Here is a 23,029-nt window from a genome sequence, read left to right as displayed (position 1 = left end):
AAATTGTGGAAAGATTGGGTCGCACACTCCTGCCATCTCTCAGCTTTAAATTACTGTCTCAGCAACCTCCTGATAATCTTGCCGGTCGGTGTTCTCGGCAGCGGCCTGTCTGTAAATTCTATAATTCTCGGAAGCTTGTATTTAGCTATGTGCTTCTCCAGAAATACCAGTATATCCTCCTTCAGCCTTTCATCGGCCTGATAGCCTTCTTTCAACCTGACTATCGCCTTAACAACCTGTCCCCGGATGCCCTCCGGATCTGGCACACCGATGACCGCACATTCAGCCACTGCAGGATGCTGACTCAGCGGGTGTTCTATCTCATCCGGCCCTATCCTGTATCCGCTTGATTTGATGAGATCATCATCTCTCGACACGAAGTAAATATATCCGTTCTCATCCTTTCTGACAAAATCACCGAGAATGTTCCATCCGTTTTTCACACTCTTAACCTGCTTTTCTTCCAGATTTCTTGACGGATGGTTCCAGTACCTGATTCCTGTTGGACCCTTGATATACAGGCTGCCCACCTCACCGGGCTGACATTCCTTTCCGGTTTCAGTGTCAACAACCTTTGCAATGTAGCCCGGAACGGGGAAACCTATGCTGCCCGCTACTGGCACCGGTGCACAGGCATTGGCAATGCATATGTGCAGCATCTCTGTTGCTCCAAGGGATTCGTAAATATCCATTCCAAAAACTTCCTTCCATTTCCTAGCGGTTTCTGCTCCAAGAGCCTCCCCACCTCCCGTGAAGAGTCTGAGACTGCTGATGTCATATTTCCCCAGGTATTCCTCAAGACCAGGGTCTGCAAGAATCATCCGGTACGATGTGGGGAGGGACGAAAAAATTGTTATTCCGTGATCTTCCACGAACCTGAAGAAGTTCTCCACACTGAATCTTGGCCAGATGCTTGCTGCTGCACCATGGAAGTATGGAATCAGACAGCCGTTCCCATAACCCATCGCAAAACTAACGGGTGCAGGACCGCCAACAACATCATCAGGCGTAAGTTTCCATACGTGTTTTCCAACAAGATAGACTGAGGAGATTACGTTTTCAACAAAGTGCACACATCCCTTGGGCAGTCCGGTTGTCCCTGAAGTGTACAGTACGAGTGCAGGGGAGCCAATTTTAAGAGGAATCGGGTCGAACCTTGCACTTTCAGATGTTACCTCTGAAAACGAAACAAAACCATCCTTTTCTCCATCAAGAACGACCATTGTCTGAACAGTTTTCATCTCATTTTTCGCTTCTTCAACAGCCCTGAAGGTCCTTTCATCGCCGCTCACAAAAAGTGCCTTTATTTCAGCATTGTTGGATACAAACGCAACCTCTTTACCTGTCCACATGGGATTCAGCGGGACCGGAATTGCTCCTGCCTTCATAATTCCAAAGTTGACAGCGATGGCTTCCGGCATGTTTCTGGTTCTGAAGCCAACCCTGTCATACTTCTCAACTCCCACACCTTTCAAAAAGTTTGCAATCCTGTTGCTCAGCCTGTACAAATCCCTATAGGTTACCCTTCTGTCCTCAAAATAAACAGCCACCTTCCTCCCTCTACCCTCCTTTACGTTCCTGTCAAGTATCTCTTCGGCAAGATTAATCTCCTTTTTCTCGCCGATGTAAGTTTTTACTTCTTCAGGAATTACAATTTCCGGCCACGTCTTTTCAGGCACGATAAATCGGCCCATATCCACACAATCACCTCCTCAAAACATCCTTTATTTTATCCAGTGAATCCGGATTTTCGAGAGAGGACGTGTCTCCAAGTTCTCCATCAGCCACAACGGCCTTTATCAGTCGCCTCATTATCTTCCCGCTCCTGGTCCTCGGCAGATCCGGAGCGAAAATGATTCTTTCTGGCTTGAATGGCTTACCGAATTCCTTCACTATCATCTCTGTTATCTCCCTCTCAAGCCCTTCACCCGGTTCGTGGCCGGGTTTAAGGGTAACAAAAACCCATACCACCTCTCCTTTAAGTTCATGCGGAATTCCAACACAGGCGGATTCCTGAACCGCTGGGTGGGAATTGACTATCGTCTCAATCTCGGCTGGTCCCATTCTCTTGCCTGCCACCTTGATTACATCATCTGCTCTGCCAAAGAGGAACCAGAAACCATCCTTGTCAACGTAGGCCCAGTCCCCGTGATACCATACTCCCTTCCACCTGTTCCAGTATGTCCTCAGGTACCTTTCAGGATCCTTCCAGAACCCTCTTGTCATTGAGGGAGCAGGTTTCTTACATACCAAGTATCCAATCTGCTGCCTTACTGAATTTCCATCATCATCAAAAACATCCACATCCATTCCTAAACCCGGATATCCAAGGGTTACTGGCTTCAGCGGCATTACTGGAGATGGTAACAGAAAACAGCCAAAGATTTCTGTTCCTCCTGAGAGATTTATTATCGGACACTGTTCCTGCCCAACACTTTTCAGCAGCCACATCCAGGTGTCGTGGTCTATCGGCTCACCCGTGTTGCCCGTAATTTTCAGTGTGCTGAGGTCGTGATCTCCTATTGCTTCGTCTCCATATTTCTTGAGCAGTCTGTAGACCGTGGCAGAACCTCCCAGCTGTGTTATTTCAAAGTCTTCAATCATACTCCATATCCTGTCGCTCTGCGGATAATCCGGAGCACCTTCAAAAAGAACATGCGTTCCGCCGAGATTCTGAGTGCCTATTATCTGCCACGGACCCATCATCCAGCCTATGTCTGTTATCCACAGGAAAACATCTTCTGGTTTGAGGTCCAGATTGAAAAATATCTCCTTGCTGCTCTGCAGGAGAGCACCGACATGAGATATAACAACGCCCTTTGGTTTCCCTGTTGTACCCGAAGTATAGAGAAGTAACGCCGGTTCATTCGACTCCACTGCAACAGTCTCACATCTCCTGCTCTCCCTGATCTCATCCCAGTAGATGTCCCTCTCCTCAACCATTTCCACATCTGTATTTGCCCGGTTAACCACCACAACTTTCTCAACCTTGGTGCCATCCAGCGCTTTATCCAGCTCGGATTTGAGAGGTACTGCCTTCCCTCTTCTGTAACTTGCATCTGCGGTAACAGCCACCCTTGCTTCAGAGTCAATCAGCCTTGTCGCTATCGCCGTGGAGCTGTAACCCGAGAAAATCGGCATTGCAATTGCTCCGATTTTCATGGCTGCAAAAAGAGTTATGACCGTTTCAGGAAACATCGGGAGATACATCGCAACAACATCGCCTTTTCCAACACCAAAAGATTTGAAGGCATTTGCAAGTCTGTTTACTTCCCTGTAAAGCTCAGAATACGTGTATTTTCTGACCTCACCATCCTCTCCCTGCCAGATGAATGCCAGTTTGTTCCTTTTTTCCGACCTGTGTCTGTCCAGAGTGTTGTGGACAACATTGATCTTACCGTTCACAAACCACTCAGTCCACTCAACACCCTTCGACGTGTCGTAGATTTTATCATACTGCTCAAACCATTCAACATTCAGCCACTCGACTGCCCTGCTCCACCACCACTCAATGTCTGATGTGGATTTCTTAACGAGTTCCTTGTAGTCTGACAGACCCTCAGCCTCCATGAACCCTTTAACGTTGCTCCCTTCAACAAGGTCTTTTGGGGGATGCCATACAAAACCCATTCACATCACCTTCTAATTTAATATAAAAACTAAATACATAGAAATTAAATTACTCCCATATTTTTCAGTTCATCAAGCTTTTTACCAGATATGCCCAGATACTTCCCGTAAATATACTCGTTATCCGCTCCAATCGGCCTGCAAACCCACTTCACTCTTCCGGGTGTCTTGGACATGAATCTGAACGTAGAATTTGGAATCAGCACCTCTCCATAGTGCGGGTCCTTAAGTCTCAGAAACATTTTTCTTACCTTCAGGTGTTCTATTTCGAGAACTTCCTTGGGAGCGTTGAGTCTGCCAGTTACAACAGTCCCCTTTTTGTCTGGTTTTCTTGAATACTCCATAACCATCTGTAAGAGTTCGGCAGAGGTGTAATCCATCGTGAATTTCTCAATTTCTCGCTGTATTTTGGGCTGATTTTCCGGATTGAGCCTGTCTCTGATTGTAGGGAACTGCTTTTCCAGATCAGGTCGATTCATAATCTCACACAGAGCTGCCCAGTTTGGATCTGTGAACCCCGACATGAATGCATAGCCATCCTTGCACTTCACATACGTGTAGGGAAAAACGGCATAGTCGAAGTTCCCTGCCCTGACCATCTTTTTCTTTGTAAGGTGGAAATATTGCATCAGGTAATTTGCTATTGCCATCATCCCTTCAGGAGGAGCGGTGTCAATAAGCTGACCTTTTCCCGTTTTCCTTTTGTGCAGCATTGCAAGGAGAATTCCAAAGGCCGCCCATGCTCCGCCTACATACCATCCCATCCAGTTCCCATGCTTGAGAGGTTTCTTGTATTCCTGAGGGACATCAGGATCGAGATCAGGTTCTCCTGTTACAGACATGATAACGCCTCTTGCCTGATCTATGAGATCATATCCGGGCTGGTTTCCGTGTTCCTTCGCATCTTTACCAAACTGCCCGTAGGTGTTAACCGCACAGTATATCAAACCCGGATTGATTTCCCTTAGATGTTTGTATCCCAGCCCCAGAGAATCCATGTACCCCGGTTTGAAGGACTCAATTAGAACATCAGCTTTTTTGACAAGTTTTTTGAGAATTTCTCTACCCTCTTCACTTTCTATGTTCAACGTAACGTGAAACTTATTTCTACCCTCAGTCAGATATGCCAGTCCTGCATCATTTACCATTATTCCATAAGGAGTCATTTTTCTTGCGATGTCGCCGTCTGGTGGTTCGATCCTGATGACCTCTGCCCCAAGCTCGGCAAGAATTGAGGATGCAAACAGTCCGGCATAGTTTCCATGACTCATATCGAGAACGACCATGTCATCAACTGCTTCAGGTTTTCTTGTGACGTCATCAGGGTTTGTTTCCGAGTAGATGAACCTGGCGTAGTGAGGATCAAGAGCCATACCAGTAATTGATTTTTCCTCCATTTTCATCACCTCATGGGAATTTCAAACCTTTCTTCCCATCCCAGTCGGGGGGAGGGGACTGTGGCGGAACATCTGGATTCCATCTGTAAATCACGCCCTCTTCATACAGAGACTCAATTTCATCCATGCTCAGACCGAGATACTTTGTCAGAACAAACTCATTATCAAAGCCTATAGGTCTGGCCCCCCATTTAAGCCTAGATGGGGTCTCCATTCTCGGAGGATAACAGGGTTCGACGAATTCACCATAAAGCGGATCGTCATACGACTGAACCGCACCCCTCTCCCTCAAATGCTCACTGTAATAGGCCTCTTCAACATCAATAACATGCGATGCTGCAAAGCCATATTTATCTGCCAGTTCCTCAACTTCTCTGACAGTCTTTGTTTTTGCCCATTCTGCAATCTCCCTGAGAATGTACCTCGCATTCTCGTCTTTCAACCTCTCAAGTGGGTCTGCATACTTTTCATAAAGGTCCATCCTGTCCATCGCCTGACAGAGTCCCCTGAATTCATCCTCAGAAAATGCAGCTATGGCCACCCACCCATCCCTGCAATCGAACAGGTCTGAGGGACAGATGGCCAGATCTCTGTTGCCGCATCTCTCTCTATTCTCGCCTGTCCTGAAAACATACATCCAAGTCCAGTCCAGAAATCTTACCACATTCTCCACCTGAGAGTAGTCAATGTACTGCCCTTCTCCCGTTCTCTCTCTGTAGTTCAAAGCCGCCACTATTGCAATTGCGCACATCAGCGCAGTCGTCCAGTCGGCAATCCAGACTCCAGATTTTAACGGTCCTCTCCTTTCATGACCGGTTATATACGCCAGCCCACCTTCACTCTGAGCTATGGCATCATACGATGTCCTGCCAGTGTAGGGCCCCCACGAACCAAATCCAGAAACATGAAGCTGTATTATCCTTGGATTGATTTCCCTCAACCTGTCATAACTCAGTCCCCACTTGGACAGTCTGCCGGGAGTCAGGTTGTCAACAACAACATCGCTCTTTTTTACGAATTCATAAAACAGCTCCCTTGCTTTTGGATGTCCAAGGTGCATACCGACCCAGTACTTGTTATGATTCTGCTCAAGCAGTCCGGGAGACAAATTCCTCCAGAAGTAGGCGTATGGAGTGACATATCTCATCTGGTCTCCTCTTCTAGCCTCAAATTTGATGACCTCCGCACCAAATTCTGCAAGGTAGTCAGTGGCTGCAGGTCCGAGAACGACCGAACAGACTTCGAGAACCCTTACACCTTTCAGGGGTTCCGGGTTATCAAAGAGGTCTTCAGCACCAAGTAGCTTTTTCACATAATCCATGTATTTTTCAACGCTCAACACAATCACCCCAGTATTATATCGATTAATAATTCAAATAAGCCCAAATATATAAGTTTTTCGATTCTTGAAGATTGAATTTACTATTTTACATTTATTTTTGAATTATACCAATATACATACTAAACATAGTATATTCCTAATTATTTACATATTCTTAATTATTTTCAATTAACGTAAGGTGACAGTATTTTGTGGTCTCTGAGCATTACTAAATACAGCAACCCTTAACAAAACAACCAGTCATATAATCAAACACCGAAGAGTTATGAAAAGCATTTTATTCCATTTTTCATAAATTCGATCTGTGAAACCGACAGGAGTGTTTTACCACACAAGTTTCAGCAGACGTAGCTATTTAACAGCAGGCACGAGACTGAAAGATTTCCCTGAAGCATTCAAAGAATTAAGAAGTTTCAAAAATTTCAAATTGATGGACTGTCCAGTGGTGAGCAAAGATTTGATCCTCAGAGTGCATGATTTTGAGCTACTGGAAGATGTGACTGCAGATCCACTGTGTTCCACAGCATGGCACTCAGCCGGAGGGGTTGTAAAAGCCGCCGAAATGGTTTATGAAGGCAGCCTCAGAAACGCCTTCTGCTACATTGGGGCCGGGGGACATCACGCAGGTAAGAGACTTTTCTGGGGGTATTGCTGCTTCAACGATGTGGTCCTGGCCATTGAAAACCTGAGAGAAAATAAAGGTGAAGTTAGATGTGCTATACTTGATACCGACGCCCATCATGGAGATGGAACGAGAGAGCTTGTTGAGGGTGACGAGAACATCCTTCATTTCTGTATTTGCATGAAGGATTTCGAAAGTTCAGACGGTCTCAGGATAGACAGGAATTACAGGGGACTTGACAAAAAAGAATACATAGAAATAATAGACGAATTTTCTGTCCGGGTCGATGAGTTCTCCCCAGAAATGATTTTCTGGTATTTCGGACATGATACACACACCGGAGATTACGCAGATGCAGGGCTGACCGTTGACGAATATATGGAAATTTCAAAAAAATTGAAAGGTCTGGCGAAGAGTGTGTGCGATGAAAAGCTCGTTGTTGTTCTTGGAGGAGGAATGTTACCAAATGTGGCAAAAGCTTCCACCCTGACAGTTATAAAGGAACTCTTGAAACCGTAGTTAAAACAGTCTGTATATCTTTTTACCATCTTTTTCTAAGATATTTTTACTAAAGATATTAAGGTCAACCTCTTTTCGTCAGATTTTACATCAAGGGGTTTGCTGAAACCCAGCATCAATTCATCAAGTGTTAATAATGACAAATTGCGAAAAATTTATATGGTTAATTATTATCAATTAACGTAAGGTGAGAAAATGCCTTGGCCGCCAAAAGTATTCTGGCTTGGTGTTTTAGTGATGTATGGGTACACATTCCTGATGTGGGCCCTCGAAGCGATTGCAGGGATCAACCACGTGTGGATCGGACCAGTGCTTGCGCCGACAATATACGCGAGTCTGATAGGGACGTTCATCATACCAGTGGTGGTAGCGTTTCTGTACTTCTACATACCCGAAAAGGCAGAAGAAGCGAGAGGTGGTAGCTGATGGCCGTAGATCCAATTGTTGTTGGAGTTACGGCTTTGTACTTTTTGATAACGATATATATCGGTTGGTGGAGCAGGCAGAAGCTGAAAAGTGCAACTGACTACTACGTTGCTGGCAGGCAGATCGGCAGCTTTGTGAACGGACTGGCTCTTGAGTCTACATACCTTAGCCCCGCATCCATGCTAGGACTGCCAGCCTATGTATTCATCCTCGGTTACCCGTTCTGGTGGGCAATGGCAGCAATTATTCTCGGAATGCCTCTCGCAACACTGCTCACAGCTTCAGCCCTCAGAAAGTACGCACCAACCAGTTTTGCAGACTACTATGCGGACAGATACAGGGACGAGAAGCTCAGATGGCTGATTGGAGTGATAGTTGCCTTCGGTTCGATACTGTACATAACGCTGTCAATCGTCGGTATGGCACTCTTCCTGCTTGCGATACTGAAGATCAACTACATCTACGGAGTTATAATAGGCACAGTGATTGTTCTGCTGTATGTCGTCTGGGGAGGCATGGTTGCCACATCATGGAACGCAGCATTCCAGGCCGCTCTGATGACCGTGGCCGCGGTTATCGCCGCGATTGTGATGATAATGAAATTCGGAGGTCTTCAGGGATTCCACGAAGCAGTTCTCGCCAACAGCCCCAAGTTCTTCAACACGGCAAGTGATGCGGAGCCCCCGCATGCATTTGTTGGGACATGGCTTGCAATCATGGGGTGGTATTTCACCTGGCATTTCGGCTTTGCGGTGATGCCATACACGGTTGTCAGGTTCTTCACAACCATGGACATCAAAACCGCAAGAAGGAGCATTTTCTGGACTGCACTGTTCGCAGGTATATTCTACATGGCCCTTCAGATAATAGGTGCCGGTGCAAAGGTGATGATCGAAAACTATCACCCGCTTGCTGCTGAAGCCGGAGGAAGTGCATTGGGTGTGCTGAAAATCATCCAGCAGACATATCAGGTTGGTTCAGTTGTTGACTACTCAATGATTGCCGCAGTTGAAGCATTATCCAACCCGCTCGTTCTCGGCATTCTTGCAGCAGGTGGTCTGGCCATTGCGATGTCCACGGCTGCGGGATGGGTCATGGTCGTTAACACACTTGTTACAAGAGATCTGCTCGGCATGCAGCTCAAAAGCACATATGCGCAGGAGAACCCAGTCACCACTGCAAGGATCGTTTCCATAGTCTTTCTGATCATCGGCATGATCATATCCTTCAACCCGCCAGCGCTTGTTCTCGACCTCTCTGGATGGGCATTCGTCGCACTCATAGCCTCAATAGGTCCGGGACTCATCCTCGGGCTGTGGTGGAAGAGAGCAACAAGAACGGCAATGTGGACAACCGCGATAATAATGTTTTTCCTCCACCTGTACGCATGGCTGCATGCAAAGTTCAACCTCGGTCATCACGCGTGGTTCTTCCTGAACCAGGTGCTCTTCGGCGACAACAAGGCAGCATGGATCGTCACACCACACCAGTTCTGGGCAATTCCGGTGGGCTTCCTGCTGTTTATCATAATCTCTCTGATTACTAGCCCGCCGGACGACGAGACTGTGAACAAATACTGTGTTGAGCTGACCGAAAACGTTTGAAATCATTACAATTTTTTATTTTTTGGCAGTTACAGGACAGCAGATAACAGGAGCGCTGTTCTTAAGGAATAATGTCCGTCAGAAACGCTTTAAGGACTGAGTTGAACTCATCCGGCTTCTCAACCATCACCATGTGACTTGCAGAATCGATTACTACAAGTTTCGAATTTTCAATGTGATTTTTGAAGAATTCAGCGTATTTCACCGGTGTTAATCTGTCTTCTGCCCCAACAACGATCAGCACCGGGACCTCAATTCGGACTTTTCCACTCCGGTAATCTTCAAGCATATCAAATTTATCACATAGCATCAGGTCAAGGTGAAGAACCTCAGAATTTTTCAGATACTTTTCCCTCATCCTCCAGTATTCATCCCCTTTCCGGAAAAAACCCATTTCCAGTATTTTCTCGATAGCATTATCAGGCCTGCTTTCAAGCTCATCAAGTATCTCGGGCAAAACTCTCAGTCTTGCACCAGTTCCAACCAGAACCAGTCCAATACAGAGCTCAGGATAATTCACACAGACTTTCTGAGCAACAGCTCCACCAAGGCTGTGGCCAGTGATGACTGCCTTTCCGCAGGTCTTTTTCACCGTCTCGCTCACATAAAACGCATAATCATCAATCGACTTAATTTCAGCTTCATAACTCTCCCCGTGATTCGGGAGATCTATCGCATATCCTCCCACAGCTTCAAGCTGATACTTCCACTGCTCCGCATCACTTCCTGAACTGTGGATGTAGAAAAGATTTCTTTCCTTCCCCTTCAAAACTGAAATTGCCTTACCATTCACGTCAATCCTTATTCTCTCAGCCATCAAACTCCACCCCGATTTTACGAAAGTTCAAAAATAATTCCGGACGATACCTATAAAACAGTTCTGATAAATTATGATGTAATGGGACTCAAATTTCCCAGAAAGAAAAAAGATGAAATCCTGACAGTTGCGGAGACGGAGGATAGAATTCTGCTCTTAATGCAGACTGCAGAAAAAGACCTTGAATTGAAGACAGCCCTATAAAGCATGGTGTATCTTATCGAAAATCCAAACACAAATGCTCTGAATCCAAGACTCAGAGATCAGGCTCAGAATTTTGTTTCAGCCATGCTACAATCGGGAAAGTTGTTGGAGTTGAGATCTTTATCAGCCATCCTGCCATTATCTTACCAAGTCCGGAGTACTTTATCATCCCCATTATTCCGGCATAGAACGGGAACTGCAAAACAATGCCTGCTGACGATGGTATTGCGTTGTAAAATGCCCTGAGATACCTTATTGGTCTGAGATACAGCAGGAGTCCGATAAACAGGAACGTGAAGTTCACTATGTTGAGATTGAGCCCTTTCTGAAGGACCGCGAAGTAATACACAATGTAGATGATTCCCATGAGCGCAAGAATAAGTCCAATGAGTACGCTGTTCTCAAGCTTATCTGCAATTGTTTTTAACTCAATTTTCTTCTCCTCCTCTCTCTCTTCAAGCAGGTGCGGAGCATAATGATCAATTCCCCTGCAAAGTTTTGGATCAGAGGGAGATATAGCATACATAACTGCTACAACAAAGATGATCGAGAGGACACTCAAACCAAGAGCATATACGGAAAATATAGTCTGGCTTGTTGGAATTATGCCGATAAGATCTGCAAGGAAGTGTCCTTCGGTTGCTGAGAGCAGTGGAGCTGAAGCTGAAAGTCCCCAGTGCCATATCATTCCCAGTCCAGTATATCCTGCAGTGACAACAGCCGGATAATGGATCGCAACTCCTCTGTAGTATGCCTGCTTTCCAACCTCCCTTGCCAGTAATGCCCCAACAATCAGCCCAAGTCCCCAGTTAATCCATGAAAATACCATTGCAAAAAGTGCAACCAAAGCGGAGGCTTGTTTCCCATCCTTAGGAATTGAAGCAACTCCTCACAAGCATTTTGTGCACGTAAGGGTGATGTGCCAGTGCATACCCTGTAACAAGAATCAGCACCATTTGCATGGCAAAGGTTAGCAGTGTCCAGAAGCCTTTGTACCAGTGCAATACCATGTCCATCGGAGATTGATTCGCTATAACTACCCCCATAATAAAGCTCAGAAACGTCAGCAAGATGGCAAAGAGAAATGGATCCGGCATCCATTTCTCGACGTTTCCTGAAATTCTGTAACCGACCTTCTCAAAAAGGCTGACCTTCTGCTCAGCCATAAAAACCACCAGTCCAAATCCTGCTATTTATAATTATAAAATTTTCGAGGAATTCATCACAACCTCTCAAACCCATGGATTCCGAAACGGATATGAAGTATTTGTACAGGCCATGTGACATTTCAGCCCGTGCATTCAAAGTTCTTGGATTTGAAGGGAAGATAACGGTTACATTCATAAATCAGTCCCGCATGATCCCGAGTTATGTGGTGGACTTGAACTCAGTTAATTTTTTAAATAATTCTGTTGGTAATGAAAAATTACGAAAGATTTAAATTACGTTAACGTAAATTTTATCGCGGTGAAACCATGGCCAGAGTTGCTGTTGTTGGTGTTGGATATAGTGGCTTCAACACAAACACACCAGACCTCAGCTGGAAGGAGCTGATGTATGAAGCCGCTGTCAGAGCTTACGAGGATGCAGGAATAAACCCGAGGAGAGACGTGGACAGCTTTGTAACGTGTGCAGAGGATGTCTGGGAGGGGTTTGCAATTTTTGACGAATTCGTTCCAGACCAGCTTGGAGCGGTACTGAAGCCGACCTTAACCGTAACCGCAGACTTTCTGTACGGCATTGCCACAGCATTCATGCACATAAAGAGCGGTCTTGCGGAGATAGCCGTTGTCGAGGCTCACAGCAAGGCGAGCGACATCCTAACGTTCGGCAACGTGATAAAGTTCGCATTTGATCCGGTCTGGCTCAGACCGATTGGCAAGGGACACCCGTACTACTTCGCAGCCCTCGAGAAGTCATATTACTCCAACCTGAGAGGTTACTGTGAGGAGACCTATGCTGAAGTTGTCGAGAAGAACAAGAAGAACGGGAGGCTCAATCCGAGCGCACCGTACTCAGGTAGCGTTACTGCTGAAGATGTGCTGAACAGCGATCCAGCGTACTATCCCCTCAGGAAGCTTGAGATTGCAGAAAGAGCAGATGGAGCAGTGGTTTTTGTGCTTGCAAGCGATGAGGTTGCAAGGCAGCTCACCGACACTCCCGTATGGGTGGATGGCATAGGCTGGTGGAGCGAGACGAGCAACTACGACACGATGAGCTTCACCGCTGAATACACGAGGAAGGCTGCTGAGATGGCATACGAAATGGCAGGCATTGAACATCCTGCCAGGCAGGTTGATATTGCAGAGGTAGACGACAGATTTGCATTCAAGGAGGTTCAGCACATCGAAGCACTCAAACTCGCCAAAGTAGGAGAGGTGGACACGCTTCTCAGCGAAGGGTACTTCAGCAGGGATGGAAGTCTGCCGGTAAATGTTTCCGGAGGAAATCTCAGCATTGGAAATCTGCTCGAGGCCACAGGAGGTCAAAAAGCTCTGGAGATAGTCCTTCAGCTGAGAGGAGAGGCAGGAAAAAGACAGGTTGATGCCGAAGTCGGTGTTGCTCAGGCCTGGAGGTATGTTCCAACTGCAAGTGGTGCCGTTGCGGTTTTCTCGAGGTGATTCGGATGTTCGAAAGGGTTAGGGGATTGAAGTTTCACAAGAAGCAGGATGTCGCAATAGTCGGTGCAGGAATCACACTTTTCAGGAGGAGAATGAACGAAACCGGTAAGGAGCTCAGCTACTATGCAGTCAAACAGGCTCTGGAAGAAGCCGGACTTGAGATCCAGGACATTGACATGGTTGTGATGGGCTCAGCTCCGGATGCTTTCGACGGCATTCACATGAAAGGTGAGTACCTGCTTGACGGTGCCGGAGGGAGCAACAGACCGTACATGAGGGTCTTTGTTGGTGGAGGAACGGGAGTATTTGCCCCGATTGCAGGATACTGGCATGTTGCAAGCGGTCTTGCAGACGTTTGCCTTGTGATTACTGAAGAGAAAATGAGTTCATCGCATCCACATCCGCAATCGGCATTCAAGTACATATGGGACCCGATTCTTGACAGACCACTCAATCCGAACCTCATCTGGATATTCGCCCTTGAGATGAGAAGATACATGCACGAGAACAACATCAAGCACGAGGATATCGCTCTTGTATCGGTCAAGAACAAGGGAAATGCTCTTGACCATCCTGCTGCTCAGGTTGCTGAAAAGATAACCGTCGAGGACGTTCTGAACAGTGAGCCTATGGCTCTTCCCGTCAGGAGGTTGGATGTCTCACCTCCGAGCGATGGAGCTTCCGCTCTGATAATGGTAGCCCCGCACATTGCAAGACAGCTCACAGATGAGCCTGTATGGGTTGACGGGGTTGGCTGGAGCCTTGATACAACATGGTGGACAAACAGAGACCTCTACTTCCCGAGGTACGTTGCCGAGGCTGCCAGGATGGCGTACAAGATGGCCCACATAACTGACCCGAGAAAGGAGATAGACGTTGCAGAACCATACGACCCATTCGACTACAAGGAACTGCATCACATGGAGGGTCTCGGACTTGCAAAGAAGGGTGAGGCCCCAATACTGACCAGAGAGGGTGTTACCGCCAGAGATGGAGATCTGCCGGTATGTCCAAGCGGTGGGCTGCTTGGAGTGGGTAACCCGATTGCTGCAACAATGGGCGTCAAGGTCGCAGAGCTTTACTGGCAGCTGGCCTACAGAGCGGGGAAGAGGCAGGTGGCAAAGGAGGTTACAACTGGAGTCACTCAGGCGTGGGGAGACCTGATGCAGGTTGGAACCGTGATGGTTCTGTCCAACAAGAGGTGATTGTGATGGCGGTTGGAAAGAAGAAGATCTCAGCCCCTGCCTACGTAAAGGGGCATGGTATTGAGGCAGAAGACATAAAGGAAGGGAAGGTGACACATGTTGAGGATCACACAGATATAAGATATCAATTCACTGCTGGTCAGGCAATAAGCAAATTCCTCAACGGTTTGAAGGAAGGAAAGATTCTGGCGACGAAGTGCAACAAATGCAGAAGGGTGATGGTTCCACCAAGGATGTTCTGCGAACTCTGCTACAGGCCCATCGACGAATGGGTAGAGCTCGAAGACACGGGCACTGTTGAGACATTTTCAATATCCTACATAGACCCCGATGCAAGGCCTCTTGATGAGCCGGAGATTGTCGCAGTGATTTCAATAGATGGCGCATCACCGAAGATGGGCATCCTTCACAAGCTCGGTGAGATTGAGCCGGACAGTGTTTACATCGGAATGAAGGTGAAGGCAGTGTGGAAGCCACCAGAAGAGAGAGAGGGCATGATAACTGACATCCTTTACTGGAAACCGATTGAGGGGTGATGGTGATGGTGTTCAACGAGAAGATTGTTAATCCCGCAGAGCTCAGACATGTTGAGGGGAAGATCGAGCTCTACTGGATTTACACCAGTGGAGAGGCAGGAGATGCATTTTTCAAAAAACTGAGGGATGAGGGCAGGTTTCTGGCAGCAAAGTGCAGAAAGTGCGGCCACGTCTTCTTCCCACCCAGACTTTACTGTGAATTCGACTTCAGCGATACAGAATTCGTGGAAATCAGCGGAGAAGGATGTGTTAAGGCGTTCAGCGTGGTTAGCTACGATGCTGATGGAAACAGGATGGAGAAGCCTGAAATCTATGCCATCATTGAGATTGATGGGACAGACGGGAGCATCATACACCTGCTTAGCGAGGTTGAACCGGAAACCGTGGAGATAGGAATGAAAGTCCAGCCAGTGCTGAAGCCAGAAGAGGAGAGGGAGGGTAGGATAACAGACATCCTCTATTTCAAACCCGTTTCCTAATTTTTTTGCACAGAATTTTTAACAATTAAAAATGGTGGTGATGGGTGTGGATTTCAAGTTTACGGATGAGCAGAAGATGATTGCGGATGCTGCAAGAGATATTGCCAGAGATTTTCCTCCAGAATACTGGAGGGAAAAGGACGAGAAGGGCGAGTTTGCTGAGGAGTTCTGGAAGGCAATAAGCAAGGCGGGCTTTCTCGGCATAGTAATCCCAGAAGAGTATGGCGGAGCTGGGATGGGGGTCACGGAGCTTTTAATAGCCATGGAAGAGCTCGCTGCCAATGGCTGCGGAATGGGTGGTGTGTGGTATCTCGTCCTGACAGAAGTTTTCGGTGCGCTGAGCATAGTGAGGCACGGCACTGAGGAGCAGAGGGAGAAGTACCTGCCGAAGATAGCGAAGGGAGAGCTGGAGTTTGCGATGGCTCTGACCGAGCCCGACGCGGGAACGAACACACTCAACATAAGAACGAGAGCCGTCAGAGATGGAGATGGGTGGGTGATAAATGGAAACAAGATATTCATCAGCGGCGCCGACAGGGCGAAAGGAATGCTGATAATAGCCAGAACGATTCCCAAGGGAGAGGCTCCGAAGAAGACCCACGGAATAAGCCTGTTCCTTGCCGATCTGCCAGATCCAGCCGTGAAAGTAAACCCGATACCAAAGCACGGCATAAACTACTCCAAGACGTGCGAGGTGAGTTTCAACAACCTTAGATTGCCGGAAGATGCACTCATGCCTCCGCAGGATGAGGGGTGGTACATGATTCTCGACACCCTCAACCCGGAGAGGATGAGCTTTGCCGCCGCAGCGATAGGAATTTCGAGACTGGCAATAAGCAAGGCAGTTGAATACTCCAAGCAGAGAAAGGTGTTTGATGATCCAATAGGCAGCTATCAGGGCCTGCAGTTCCCTGTTGCTGAGGCTTACGCAACTCTTGAGTGTGCGAAGCTTATGAATCTGAAGGCTGCATGGCTGTTCGACAACAACGCCAGTTACAAGGAGATTGGAGAGGCTGCAAACATGGCAAAGGTCGTTGCAGTTGAGGCAGGAATCAAAGCAGTTTACTGGGCGATGCAGACCTTTGGCGGGTATGGATACACAAGGGAATACGATGTCGAGAGGTGGTGGAGAGAGATCAACCTGATAAGACTCGCTCCCGTAACCCAGCAGATGGCCTTGAACTACATTGGCGAGCATGTCCTCGGAATGCCCAAGAGCTACAGGAGCTGACAGTATGGCGGTCGAATTTGAGGAGAAGGATGGAGTCGTCTGGGTCAGGTTCAACAGACCCGAAGCGCTCAATGCCATAAACGAGCAGTTCGTGAAGGAGTTCAGGGATGCTGTTGAATATGCAAAAAACAGCAGAACAGCAAGGGTGATGGTCGTAACAGGCGAGGGCAAGGCGTTTTGCGCAGGGGCGGACATAAAGATGTTCTCGGAGACCGATGTCTTCAGGGCAAGGAGGATAATAGAGGATCTCGGAGCGCTGCTTGAGAGTCTTGAAGAGCTCGACATCCCGGTCGTAGCAGCAATAAACGGTTACGCTCTTGGAGGTGGATGCGAGATAGCCATGGCCTGCGACATCATCATTGCGAGCAAGAAGGCAAGATTCGGTCAGCCAGAAATAAACATTGGCATAATCCCAGGAGCTGGCGGCACCCAGAGATTTGCCAGACTCATAGGCTGGAAGAGGGCCATGGAGTTGAGTCTAACAGGCGATCACATTTCTGCTGACGAGGCTTACAGATTCGGGCTCGTGAACAGAGTTGTGCCACATGACAGGCTCATGGATGCCGTAAATGGGCTAGTGGAAAAGATAAAGTCGAAGTCACCCTACGCGGTGATGCTTGTGAAACATGCCGTCAACAGGGGGTTCAAGATAAGCCTGAGAGATGGTATAATGTATGAAAGGGATCTGTTCACGATAGCATTTGCGAGTCCCGACTCCAGGAAGGGGTTTTTGGCGTTTGTTGAGAGGAGGCAGTCGAACTTTGAAAAAGAGCGGAAATGGGTCTGAAATCAATTCTTCCAATTTTTGACACTGGAATCAATCCTTAAATCCCTCTTCTCCAACAAGCGGAACGAATCTAACCGCACCCCAGTTTCTTGTTTTGATCTGGCCGTATTCGTCCCTGTCAACAACATGCAGATGCTGAATAAAATCGCCCACAGGGATGACCATCCTCCCACCGTTTTTCAGCTGCATCAAAAGCTTTGCTGGAATTCTTGGAGCTGAGGCAGTAACATATATTTTATCGTACGGTGCCTCAGGCTCATAGCCGATGCTGCCATCCCCAACAACGACCTTCACATTGGTGTAGCCAAGAGCTTTCAGTGTTTTTCTCGCCCTGTCTGCAAGTTCCGGGATTCGCTCCACGCTTATGACAACACCGTCCGCACCCACAATTCTGGAAACCACTGCAGCATGGTATCCGCTCCCGGCTCCAACCTCGAGAACCTTGTCCCCTTCCTCAAGGTCAAGAAGCTCACATATTATTGCCACCATGTGGGGTGCACTTATTGTCTGACCATGCCCAATGAGAAGAGGATAATCATTGTATGCCTCACTCCTCACTTCAGGAGGGACAAAAAGATGCCTCGGTACCTCAAGAATTGCTCTGGCAACTTTTTCAGATAGACCAATCTCTTTTTTCAGCCGTTCTACCAGTCTTTTTCTCTTCTCAAAGTACTCATCCATAACGCTCTCTCCAGGTCAGCAGGAGTGTCAATATTAATTACAGTGCTTTCATCCAATATTACCTTTTCTTCCTCCTGCTCACCGAAAATAGGGTCGAAAATGTTGATGCCTACATGCCTCCCATCCGGATACACAGTGGTCAATGCAGGTGTGTCTACAGCAAAGTAATGAGAAAGTATCCGATTAACCACTCCTTCCACAACATAGTACAAATCGGAATTGAGAGTCAGCACAGGGTGAGTTAATCGGTATTCCGCGAGAGCTTTCTGAATGTCCTGCATGTACCCTGTCCCGTCACCCCGAAATACCTCTAACCCTCTGTCCATCAGATATTTCTCAGTCCGCTCAGTAAACCTCGATGTTACAAAAATCGCATCAAGTCCTGCCCGTTCGACTTCATTCACAGCCATGTCTATTAGCCGGATTCCATTGACCAATAGCATGGGCTTCTCAACATAACCCATTCTGCTTCCCTTTCCTCCGCACATCACGATCGCAGTAACGCCCAGACTATCACCACCGCAAGAAAAATCAGGCAGTTCAGCGCACCCACCATGTCCCCGTTGATTCCACCGTACCGTCCTCTCACATATCCCCGAAACAGCACAAGTAGAACAGCATAAACCGCAAGAGAAACAACAACGGACAGGGGGTCGAACAGCATCATAAGTCCGGAGAAAAACAGTGTCAAAACGTAGGAAATCCAGTCCCGCCTTTTCCTGTTTCTGGTAAACTCAGATACCATGCCCTCCCACAGTGGCTTTTCTGAAAGCATAAGATGGAGCATACCCTGCTTTGCAAGAATCTGACCAAGAATCATGGAGAGCAGGTACGTTTTGAAGTCCATCTGTCCAAACAGAGCAATTAAGAAAACAGCATATGATGTAACGGCGATTACGCCACCCGTACCGATGTTCAGGTCTTTCAGAGCTTTAATTTTTTTCTCAGGTGGGGCGAAAAGGGAGTCAAAGAAATCCGCGAGCCCATCAATGTGATTGATTCCCTCAATCCCAACATAAACAATAAAAGCCAGCATAGCGAGGTTGAGCATAAAGAGTGGATAACCCACCACACCTGCAAACACTCCGATAATTGCCCCGATCACTGGCATTAGATACAGATTATTCGTGAGGTTTTCAAAATCGCCCCCCATACGCAGTGTCGTGAAAAAACTCAGACCGGCCCTCAGCGCATCCACAACAACTCTTCCCACTTACGATTAAAATCCTTGCGCAAGAGTTTAATAAATCGATAGCGTCAATAAGAGTATGCTTTCAGGAAACATGCTCAGAGTACTGGCACTGCTTGAACACGGAGAAATGGATTTCACCTCGATAAAAAAATCAGTCCGAATTCCCGAAAAGATGCTTGAAAGTGTTATTGCAAGACTTGTGGAGCAGAATTTTATTAACAAAGAGGGAGAGGCATACAAACTTACAGAAAAGGGCTTTGAAGTACTTAAAAAGCAGAAAGCATGATAAGCGAGTATGAATCAAATGGAGAGAAGGTCTTTCTGCTGAGAAGGATTATAGAAATAAGAATAGAAAAATCAATTTACGAGAGACTGAGCAGAAAATACTCGAAGGAGGAAATAATACAGTATTCTGACGAAAAGAGGATAATACACCATACCACAAAACGGAACCTGTATTATATCTCAGCGCAGTCAGGAGTGCCTCTGCTGGGACATGCCGCATTTGGAATCATAGATAGAGGGACAAACCTCCTCCAGATACGACCGATAACAGGGTGCAACCTCAACTGCATTTTCTGCAGTGTTGATGAGGGCAGAGGGACCAAAACCAAGGCTAACGACTACATAATCGATCCGGATTATCTTGCCGAATGGTATTCGAAGGTCGCCGGATTCAAGGGAGAGGGTGTAGAAGCCCATATTGATGGACAGGCAGAACCGTTACTGTATCCATATTTTACAGAACTTGTGGAAAAACTCAGATCAGTTAGAGAGACCGAAGTAATCTCCGTCCAGACGAATGGAACACTTCTGAGTGTGGGTGCAATCAACAGTCTTGAGGGAAAAATTGACAGGATTAATCTCAGCATAAGCACGCTCGACGAGGAGAGAGCCAGAGAGATATACGGAGTGAGGTATCCGGTGGAGAAAGTCAAAAACGTTGCCGAGACGATTGCAAGCAGCAAAATAGACCTACTCATTGCACCAGTATGGGTTCCCAGAGTCAATGACGAAGATATCGAAAAGATAATTGAGTTCGCCCTGGACATTGGTGCCGGCAAGAAATGGCCACCTCTTGGCATACAGAAGTACATACCTTACAGAGGAGGGCGGAAACTCAGGCACGTGATGTCTTTCAGAACATTCTACGACAGACTGCGAGAGTGGGAGGAGGAGTACGGAGTAAAACTCGTCCTCAGTCCAAAAGATTTCGGAATAGAAAAGAGGAAAAGATACCCGTCAGAGATCAAAAAAGGACAGACGTACACGGGAAAAATCATCATGGATGGCAGAAATTTTGGTGAGAAAATTGCCGTGGTTAAGGACAGAGTTGTTACGGTGATAACAAACAAGCAGGTAGGAGAACACGTCAAATTCAGAATAATCAGGTCAAAAGACGGAACATACTTAGGGGAGGAGATATGAAACACCTGGAATTCAAGAGGAAATTTGCTGAAAAGCTGTTAAATGGTGAAAAAACATCCACAATCAGAAAGAGAGTCTATGTAAAACCTGAAGAACTGGTTTACGTGCATAGCGGAGGAAAGATCATCGGTAAGGCAAGAATAAAGAACATAAGGCAAATCAGCTTCAGCGAGATAGATGATGAGATTGCCAGAAAGGAGGGATTTTCAAGCGCAGATGAGCTTCTTGAGGAGCTGAAACAGTATTACTCCCAGGAAGAGAACCTGTATCTTATAGAATTCGAGTTTACACCCTTCAAAACCCCGGTAAACCCGGCAGAACTGCACTACAAAAACTCAGACTTAATGGAGATTGCAAAAAAGGCTTTGAAGAGTGATGGGCTTAACGATGAGGAAAGGAAAATACTCGAACTCTTTCTCAGGACAGGAAGCATAAGAAAAACGGCCTTCAGACTTGGGGGACTCTGGAAAAGGGGCGAAGTGAGAGATGTGCTGAGAAAAGCCTGCACCATAATTAACGAACAAAAATGAAAAAACTTTAATAATTCTCTCTGGAGACTGAGCACCATGAACCTTATTCTTCTCGGACCTCCGGGAGCCGGAAAGGGGACGCAGGCAAAAAGAATTGTTGAGAAATACGGCATTCCCCAGATATCGACGGGAGATATGCTGAGAGATGCAGTGGCAAAAGGTACCGAACTCGGCAAAAAAGCGAAAGAATACATGGACAAGGGCGAACTCGTTCCTGATGAGGTCGTTATCGGCATTGTGAAAGAGAGGTTGATGCAGCCTGACTGTGAGAACGGATTCATTCTGGATGGTTTTCCAAGAACGATAAACCAGGCAGAGGCACTTGATGACATTCTCGACGAGATGAACAGAAAGATAGACGCTGTGATAAACATTGCAGTACCTGATGAAGAGATTCTCAAGAGAATAGTCTACAGAAGGATCTGCAAGGAGTGCGGAGCAGTGTACAATCTGATTTACAGTCCACCAAAGGTAGATGGAAAATGCGATAAATGTGGGGGAGACCTCTATCAGAGAGATGACGATAAAGAAGAGACCGTAAAGGAGAGGCTGAGGGTGTACAGAGAGCAGACCGCCCCACTCATAGACTATTATTCAAGAAAGGGATCACTCCAGAACGTTGACGGAACAAAGAATATCGAGGAAGTATGGAGCCAGATAGTGGCGCTGCTTGAGGGCATTAAAGAGTGATGCTCTCCACAGATTCTCCCTCCCTTTTTTCCACAATCCAGGAATACACCACTTCAAGAACCTTTCTGTGCTTTCTCAGAAAATGGTCCCCGTTTTTCACATTAACGAATTTTTTAGGCCTTTTAGCATGCCTGAAAAGTTTCGTACCTTCTTCAAAAGGCACAATTTCATCATGTTCGCCATGAACCACAAGAACGTTTCTTTTCGGAATTGAATTTTCGGGTGCAAGAATCTCGAATTCTTCTTTGAATTTCTTTTTGAATGATTCCAGACTCTCAAGTCCTCTCAGCGTTCTCTTCAGAATTGCGTTGGAATATATATCCTCAAGGAACCCATCTTCGAATATTCTGGTGCTGAATGGTGAAGCAATTATGCTGTAAGTGTCTGCATTATCGATACAGTATGCAATGACGCCCCCCATGCTGAAGCCCACAAGGTGCACCCTCTCAAAATTGTCCACGAGATACTCCAGGTCTTCCTGCCAGGATAGCAGGCTGAAATCTCCCTTACTCTTCCCGGTTCCGGAAAAATCAAAAACAACCGCAGCAATTCCCCTTTTTGAAAAAAATTCTGCCATCAAATCATAGCTCTTGTCAATTGCGGAACCCTGCTCATATGGCAGTCCGTGGCAGATTATAACAGCCTCATCGACATTCAACCTGACATGGTTCCTCCCCATCATCAAATCCAGTTTCATTTAAGCCCCACCAGCTCTTCAAGCTCCTCAAGCTCGCTTTCAAGCTTTTTAAGCTCTTCCCTCTTCTTTTCAACAAGCTCTTTAACAATGTCCTTTATATCAAGACTGAGCTTGTAACTCTTGAGTGGTCTACCCTTACCCTTTCTCTTGATTTCCTTCTCCTTGATCCACCCGAGATTCTTGAGTTCTTTCATTGCAAGGCTGACTTCAGGCTGTCTCAGATTCGCCTCACGTTCAATATCCCTCGAAATTGTTTCACCAACCTTTGAAAGGTAAACCACGACTCTGGCAATATTCCTGTTTAAGCCTGCTTCAGCTAAGAGCTCCACAAGCCTTTCATCCTTATCGGATAGCTCCATAATATCACCTCATTATTATTTTCCATGATGAT

General features: G+C 46.7%; 26 protein-coding genes. 14 read left to right on the top strand and 12 right to left on the bottom strand.

Features of this window, described 5'->3' with window-relative positions; translation table 11 throughout:
• Positions 1 to 50: 50 nt before the first annotated feature.
• The 4 genes from LPQ35_RS08315 to LPQ35_RS08300 are packed head-to-tail and all read right to left on the bottom strand — an operon-like array spanning position 51 to position 6,366.
• The gene (locus LPQ35_RS08315; RefSeq protein WP_193808432.1) at positions 51 to 1,694 is read right to left on the bottom strand and encodes an AMP-binding protein; all 1,644 of its coding nucleotides are present in this window, start codon (positions 1,692 to 1,694) and stop codon (positions 51 to 53) included.
• A 10-nt stretch (positions 1,695 to 1,704) separates the two neighbouring features.
• A complete protein-coding gene (locus LPQ35_RS08310) occupies positions 1,705 to 3,630 on the bottom strand; it encodes an AMP-binding protein (RefSeq protein WP_193808314.1) in 1,926 nt (641 codons plus the stop codon).
• Between the two features lie 44 nt (positions 3,631 to 3,674).
• Positions 3,675 to 5,027, bottom strand: a complete 1,353-nt coding sequence (locus tag LPQ35_RS08305) for a CoA transferase (protein WP_193808313.1) — start codon at positions 5,025 to 5,027, stop codon at positions 3,675 to 3,677.
• 10 nt (positions 5,028 to 5,037) lie between these two features.
• Positions 5,038 to 6,366 (bottom strand): CoA transferase, encoded by a 1,329-nt coding sequence (locus LPQ35_RS08300; RefSeq protein WP_428832250.1) that lies wholly within the window; start codon positions 6,364 to 6,366, stop codon positions 5,038 to 5,040.
• 433 nt (positions 6,367 to 6,799) lie between these two features.
• On the opposite strand from LPQ35_RS08300, the gene LPQ35_RS08295 reads away from it, so the two are divergent.
• From LPQ35_RS08295 to LPQ35_RS08285, 3 genes are all read left to right on the top strand, one after another.
• On the top strand, positions 6,800 to 7,510 hold the full coding sequence (locus LPQ35_RS08295; RefSeq protein ID WP_346297616.1) for a histone deacetylase: 711 nt from the start codon (positions 6,800 to 6,802) through the stop codon (positions 7,508 to 7,510).
• Between the two features lie 195 nt (positions 7,511 to 7,705).
• On the top strand, positions 7,706 to 7,936 hold the full coding sequence (locus LPQ35_RS08290; RefSeq protein ID WP_193808311.1) for a hypothetical protein: 231 nt from the start codon (positions 7,706 to 7,708) through the stop codon (positions 7,934 to 7,936).
• The gene (locus LPQ35_RS08285; protein ID WP_193808310.1) at positions 7,936 to 9,540 is read left to right on the top strand and encodes a sodium:solute symporter family transporter; all 1,605 of its coding nucleotides are present in this window, start codon (positions 7,936 to 7,938) and stop codon (positions 9,538 to 9,540) included. The genes LPQ35_RS08290 and LPQ35_RS08285 overlap by 1 nt, the downstream gene beginning before the upstream one ends.
• A gap of 61 nt (positions 9,541 to 9,601) precedes the next feature.
• Here LPQ35_RS08285 and LPQ35_RS08280 read toward each other — a convergent pair whose 3' ends face one another.
• Positions 9,602 to 10,357 (bottom strand): alpha/beta fold hydrolase, encoded by a 756-nt coding sequence (locus LPQ35_RS08280; protein WP_193808309.1) that lies wholly within the window; start codon positions 10,355 to 10,357, stop codon positions 9,602 to 9,604.
• A gap of 81 nt (positions 10,358 to 10,438) precedes the next feature.
• Here LPQ35_RS08280 and LPQ35_RS08275 point away from each other — a divergent pair, with 81 nt between their 5' ends.
• Positions 10,439 to 10,561, top strand: coding sequence for a hypothetical protein (locus tag LPQ35_RS08275; RefSeq protein ID WP_346297615.1), 123 nt, complete (start codon positions 10,439 to 10,441; stop codon positions 10,559 to 10,561).
• 52 nt (positions 10,562 to 10,613) lie between these two features.
• On the opposite strand, the gene LPQ35_RS08270 is transcribed toward LPQ35_RS08275, so the two are convergent.
• Complete coding sequence (locus LPQ35_RS08270) at positions 10,614 to 11,390, bottom strand: TIGR00366 family protein (RefSeq protein ID WP_346297614.1); 777 nt, start codon at positions 11,388 to 11,390, stop codon at positions 10,614 to 10,616.
• Positions 11,391 to 11,430: 40 nt separating this feature from the next.
• Entirely contained in the window at positions 11,431 to 11,727 is a 297-nt protein-coding gene (locus tag LPQ35_RS08265) for a TIGR00366 family protein (RefSeq protein WP_346297725.1), read from the bottom strand.
• 309 nt (positions 11,728 to 12,036) lie between these two features.
• Here LPQ35_RS08265 and LPQ35_RS08260 point away from each other — a divergent pair, with 309 nt between their 5' ends.
• From LPQ35_RS08260 to LPQ35_RS08235, 6 genes are read left to right on the top strand one after another with little or no spacing between them, the layout of a single operon-like run.
• Positions 12,037 to 13,182 carry a thiolase domain-containing protein gene (locus tag LPQ35_RS08260; protein ID WP_193808306.1) on the top strand — a complete coding sequence of 382 codons (1,146 nt, stop codon included), beginning with the start codon at positions 12,037 to 12,039 and terminating at the stop codon, positions 13,180 to 13,182.
• 5 nt (positions 13,183 to 13,187) lie between these two features.
• Complete coding sequence (locus tag LPQ35_RS08255) at positions 13,188 to 14,387, top strand: thiolase domain-containing protein (RefSeq protein ID WP_193808305.1); 1,200 nt, start codon at positions 13,188 to 13,190, stop codon at positions 14,385 to 14,387.
• A 5-nt stretch (positions 14,388 to 14,392) separates the two neighbouring features.
• Positions 14,393 to 14,923, top strand: coding sequence for an OB-fold domain-containing protein (locus tag LPQ35_RS08250; RefSeq protein WP_193808304.1), 531 nt, complete (start codon positions 14,393 to 14,395; stop codon positions 14,921 to 14,923).
• Positions 14,924 to 14,928: 5 nt separating this feature from the next.
• On the top strand, positions 14,929 to 15,402 hold the full coding sequence (locus LPQ35_RS08245) for a zinc ribbon domain-containing protein (protein WP_193808303.1): 474 nt from the start codon (positions 14,929 to 14,931) through the stop codon (positions 15,400 to 15,402).
• 46 nt (positions 15,403 to 15,448) lie between these two features.
• Positions 15,449 to 16,633, top strand: coding sequence for an acyl-CoA dehydrogenase family protein (locus LPQ35_RS08240; RefSeq protein ID WP_193808302.1), 1,185 nt, complete (start codon positions 15,449 to 15,451; stop codon positions 16,631 to 16,633).
• Between the two features lie 4 nt (positions 16,634 to 16,637).
• Positions 16,638 to 17,420: an enoyl-CoA hydratase-related protein gene (locus LPQ35_RS08235; protein ID WP_193808301.1), complete on the top strand. Its 783-nt coding sequence runs from the start codon at positions 16,638 to 16,640 to the stop codon at positions 17,418 to 17,420.
• A 30-nt stretch (positions 17,421 to 17,450) separates the two neighbouring features.
• On the opposite strand, the gene LPQ35_RS08230 is transcribed toward LPQ35_RS08235, so the two are convergent.
• Genes LPQ35_RS08230 through cobS form a run of 3 tightly spaced genes read right to left on the bottom strand, consistent with a single transcriptional unit; the run spans position 17,451 to position 19,314 of the window.
• The gene (locus LPQ35_RS08230) at positions 17,451 to 18,101 is read right to left on the bottom strand and encodes a protein-L-isoaspartate O-methyltransferase (RefSeq protein ID WP_193808300.1); all 651 of its coding nucleotides are present in this window, start codon (positions 18,099 to 18,101) and stop codon (positions 17,451 to 17,453) included.
• A complete protein-coding gene (locus LPQ35_RS08225) occupies positions 18,065 to 18,565 on the bottom strand; it encodes an NTP transferase domain-containing protein (protein WP_193808299.1) in 501 nt (166 codons plus the stop codon). Before LPQ35_RS08225 ends, LPQ35_RS08230 begins: the two co-directional genes overlap by 37 nt.
• Positions 18,566 to 18,588: 23 nt before the next feature.
• Entirely contained in the window at positions 18,589 to 19,314 is a 726-nt protein-coding gene (cobS, locus tag LPQ35_RS08220) for an adenosylcobinamide-GDP ribazoletransferase (RefSeq protein WP_193808298.1), read from the bottom strand.
• A gap of 55 nt (positions 19,315 to 19,369) precedes the next feature.
• Between cobS and LPQ35_RS08215 the strand changes: the two genes are divergently transcribed.
• From LPQ35_RS08215 to LPQ35_RS08200, 4 genes are read left to right on the top strand one after another with little or no spacing between them, the layout of a single operon-like run.
• Entirely contained in the window at positions 19,370 to 19,579 is a 210-nt protein-coding gene (locus LPQ35_RS08215) for a winged helix-turn-helix domain-containing protein (RefSeq protein ID WP_193808297.1), read from the top strand.
• Complete coding sequence (locus tag LPQ35_RS08210; protein ID WP_193808296.1) at positions 19,576 to 20,721, top strand: radical SAM protein; 1,146 nt, start codon at positions 19,576 to 19,578, stop codon at positions 20,719 to 20,721. The genes LPQ35_RS08215 and LPQ35_RS08210 overlap by 4 nt, the downstream gene beginning before the upstream one ends.
• On the top strand, positions 20,718 to 21,251 hold the full coding sequence (locus LPQ35_RS08205) for an ASCH domain-containing protein (RefSeq protein WP_193808295.1): 534 nt from the start codon (positions 20,718 to 20,720) through the stop codon (positions 21,249 to 21,251). The genes LPQ35_RS08210 and LPQ35_RS08205 overlap by 4 nt, the downstream gene beginning before the upstream one ends.
• 36 nt (positions 21,252 to 21,287) lie before the next feature.
• On the top strand, positions 21,288 to 21,941 hold the full coding sequence (locus LPQ35_RS08200; protein WP_193808294.1) for an adenylate kinase: 654 nt from the start codon (positions 21,288 to 21,290) through the stop codon (positions 21,939 to 21,941).
• Here LPQ35_RS08200 and LPQ35_RS08195 read toward each other — a convergent pair.
• Both LPQ35_RS08195 and LPQ35_RS08190 read right to left on the bottom strand, forming a co-directional pair.
• The gene (locus LPQ35_RS08195) at positions 21,931 to 22,638 is read right to left on the bottom strand and encodes an alpha/beta fold hydrolase (RefSeq protein ID WP_193808293.1); all 708 of its coding nucleotides are present in this window, start codon (positions 22,636 to 22,638) and stop codon (positions 21,931 to 21,933) included. The genes LPQ35_RS08200 and LPQ35_RS08195 overlap by 11 nt on opposite strands.
• Positions 22,635 to 22,997: an ArsR family transcriptional regulator gene (locus LPQ35_RS08190; RefSeq protein ID WP_048090743.1), complete on the bottom strand. Its 363-nt coding sequence runs from the start codon at positions 22,995 to 22,997 to the stop codon at positions 22,635 to 22,637. Before LPQ35_RS08190 ends, LPQ35_RS08195 begins: the two co-directional genes overlap by 4 nt.
• Positions 22,998 to 23,029 lie beyond the last annotated feature (32 nt).

The sequence above is a fragment of the Geoglobus acetivorans genome, assembly GCF_039641995.1.
GTDB classification, from domain to species: Archaea; Halobacteriota; Archaeoglobi; order Archaeoglobales; family Archaeoglobaceae; genus Geoglobus; species Geoglobus acetivorans.
Note: the sequence above shows the minus strand (reverse complement) of the source record. Positions and strands in the feature narration are given on the sequence as shown.

What these genes read in the sequence shown, in the direction of transcription:
- LPQ35_RS08225 (WP_193808299.1), bottom strand. Translation starts at nt 18,565, where the DNA reads ATGGGTTATGTTGAGAAGCCCATGCTATTGGTCAATGGAATCCGGCTA.
- LPQ35_RS08265 (WP_346297725.1), bottom strand. Translation starts at nt 11,727, where the DNA reads ATGGCTGAGCAGAAGGTCAGCCTTTTTGAGAAGGTCGGTTACAGAATT.
- LPQ35_RS08245 (WP_193808303.1), top strand. Translation starts at nt 14,929, where the DNA reads ATGGTGTTCAACGAGAAGATTGTTAATCCCGCAGAGCTCAGACATGTT.
- LPQ35_RS08255 (WP_193808305.1), top strand. Translation starts at nt 13,188, where the DNA reads ATGTTCGAAAGGGTTAGGGGATTGAAGTTTCACAAGAAGCAGGATGTC.
- LPQ35_RS08275 (WP_346297615.1), top strand. Translation starts at nt 10,439, where the DNA reads ATGGGACTCAAATTTCCCAGAAAGAAAAAAGATGAAATCCTGACAGTT.
- LPQ35_RS08270 (WP_346297614.1), bottom strand. Translation starts at nt 11,390, where the DNA reads ATGGTATTTTCATGGATTAACTGGGGACTTGGGCTGATTGTTGGGGCA.
- LPQ35_RS08230 (WP_193808300.1), bottom strand. Translation starts at nt 18,101, where the DNA reads ATGGATGAGTACTTTGAGAAGAGAAAAAGACTGGTAGAACGGCTGAAA.
- LPQ35_RS08295 (WP_346297616.1), top strand. Translation starts at nt 6,800, where the DNA reads ATGGACTGTCCAGTGGTGAGCAAAGATTTGATCCTCAGAGTGCATGAT.
- LPQ35_RS08235 (WP_193808301.1), top strand. Translation starts at nt 16,638, where the DNA reads ATGGCGGTCGAATTTGAGGAGAAGGATGGAGTCGTCTGGGTCAGGTTC.
- LPQ35_RS08285 (WP_193808310.1), top strand. Translation starts at nt 7,936, where the DNA reads ATGGCCGTAGATCCAATTGTTGTTGGAGTTACGGCTTTGTACTTTTTG.
- LPQ35_RS08195 (WP_193808293.1), bottom strand. Translation starts at nt 22,638, where the DNA reads ATGAAACTGGATTTGATGATGGGGAGGAACCATGTCAGGTTGAATGTC.
- LPQ35_RS08210 (WP_193808296.1), top strand. Translation starts at nt 19,576, where the DNA reads ATGATAAGCGAGTATGAATCAAATGGAGAGAAGGTCTTTCTGCTGAGA.
- LPQ35_RS08260 (WP_193808306.1), top strand. Translation starts at nt 12,037, where the DNA reads ATGGCCAGAGTTGCTGTTGTTGGTGTTGGATATAGTGGCTTCAACACA.
- LPQ35_RS08205 (WP_193808295.1), top strand. Translation starts at nt 20,718, where the DNA reads ATGAAACACCTGGAATTCAAGAGGAAATTTGCTGAAAAGCTGTTAAAT.
- LPQ35_RS08310 (WP_193808314.1), bottom strand. Translation starts at nt 3,630, where the DNA reads ATGGGTTTTGTATGGCATCCCCCAAAAGACCTTGTTGAAGGGAGCAAC.
- LPQ35_RS08200 (WP_193808294.1), top strand. Translation starts at nt 21,288, where the DNA reads ATGAACCTTATTCTTCTCGGACCTCCGGGAGCCGGAAAGGGGACGCAG.
- LPQ35_RS08290 (WP_193808311.1), top strand. Translation starts at nt 7,706, where the DNA reads ATGCCTTGGCCGCCAAAAGTATTCTGGCTTGGTGTTTTAGTGATGTAT.
- LPQ35_RS08280 (WP_193808309.1), bottom strand. Translation starts at nt 10,357, where the DNA reads ATGGCTGAGAGAATAAGGATTGACGTGAATGGTAAGGCAATTTCAGTT.
- LPQ35_RS08315 (WP_193808432.1), bottom strand. Translation starts at nt 1,694, where the DNA reads ATGGGCCGATTTATCGTGCCTGAAAAGACGTGGCCGGAAATTGTAATT.
- LPQ35_RS08305 (WP_193808313.1), bottom strand. Translation starts at nt 5,027, where the DNA reads ATGGAGGAAAAATCAATTACTGGTATGGCTCTTGATCCTCACTACGCC.
- LPQ35_RS08190 (WP_048090743.1), bottom strand. Translation starts at nt 22,997, where the DNA reads ATGGAGCTATCCGATAAGGATGAAAGGCTTGTGGAGCTCTTAGCTGAA.
- LPQ35_RS08215 (WP_193808297.1), top strand. Translation starts at nt 19,370, where the DNA reads ATGCTTTCAGGAAACATGCTCAGAGTACTGGCACTGCTTGAACACGGA.
- LPQ35_RS08250 (WP_193808304.1), top strand. Translation starts at nt 14,393, where the DNA reads ATGGCGGTTGGAAAGAAGAAGATCTCAGCCCCTGCCTACGTAAAGGGG.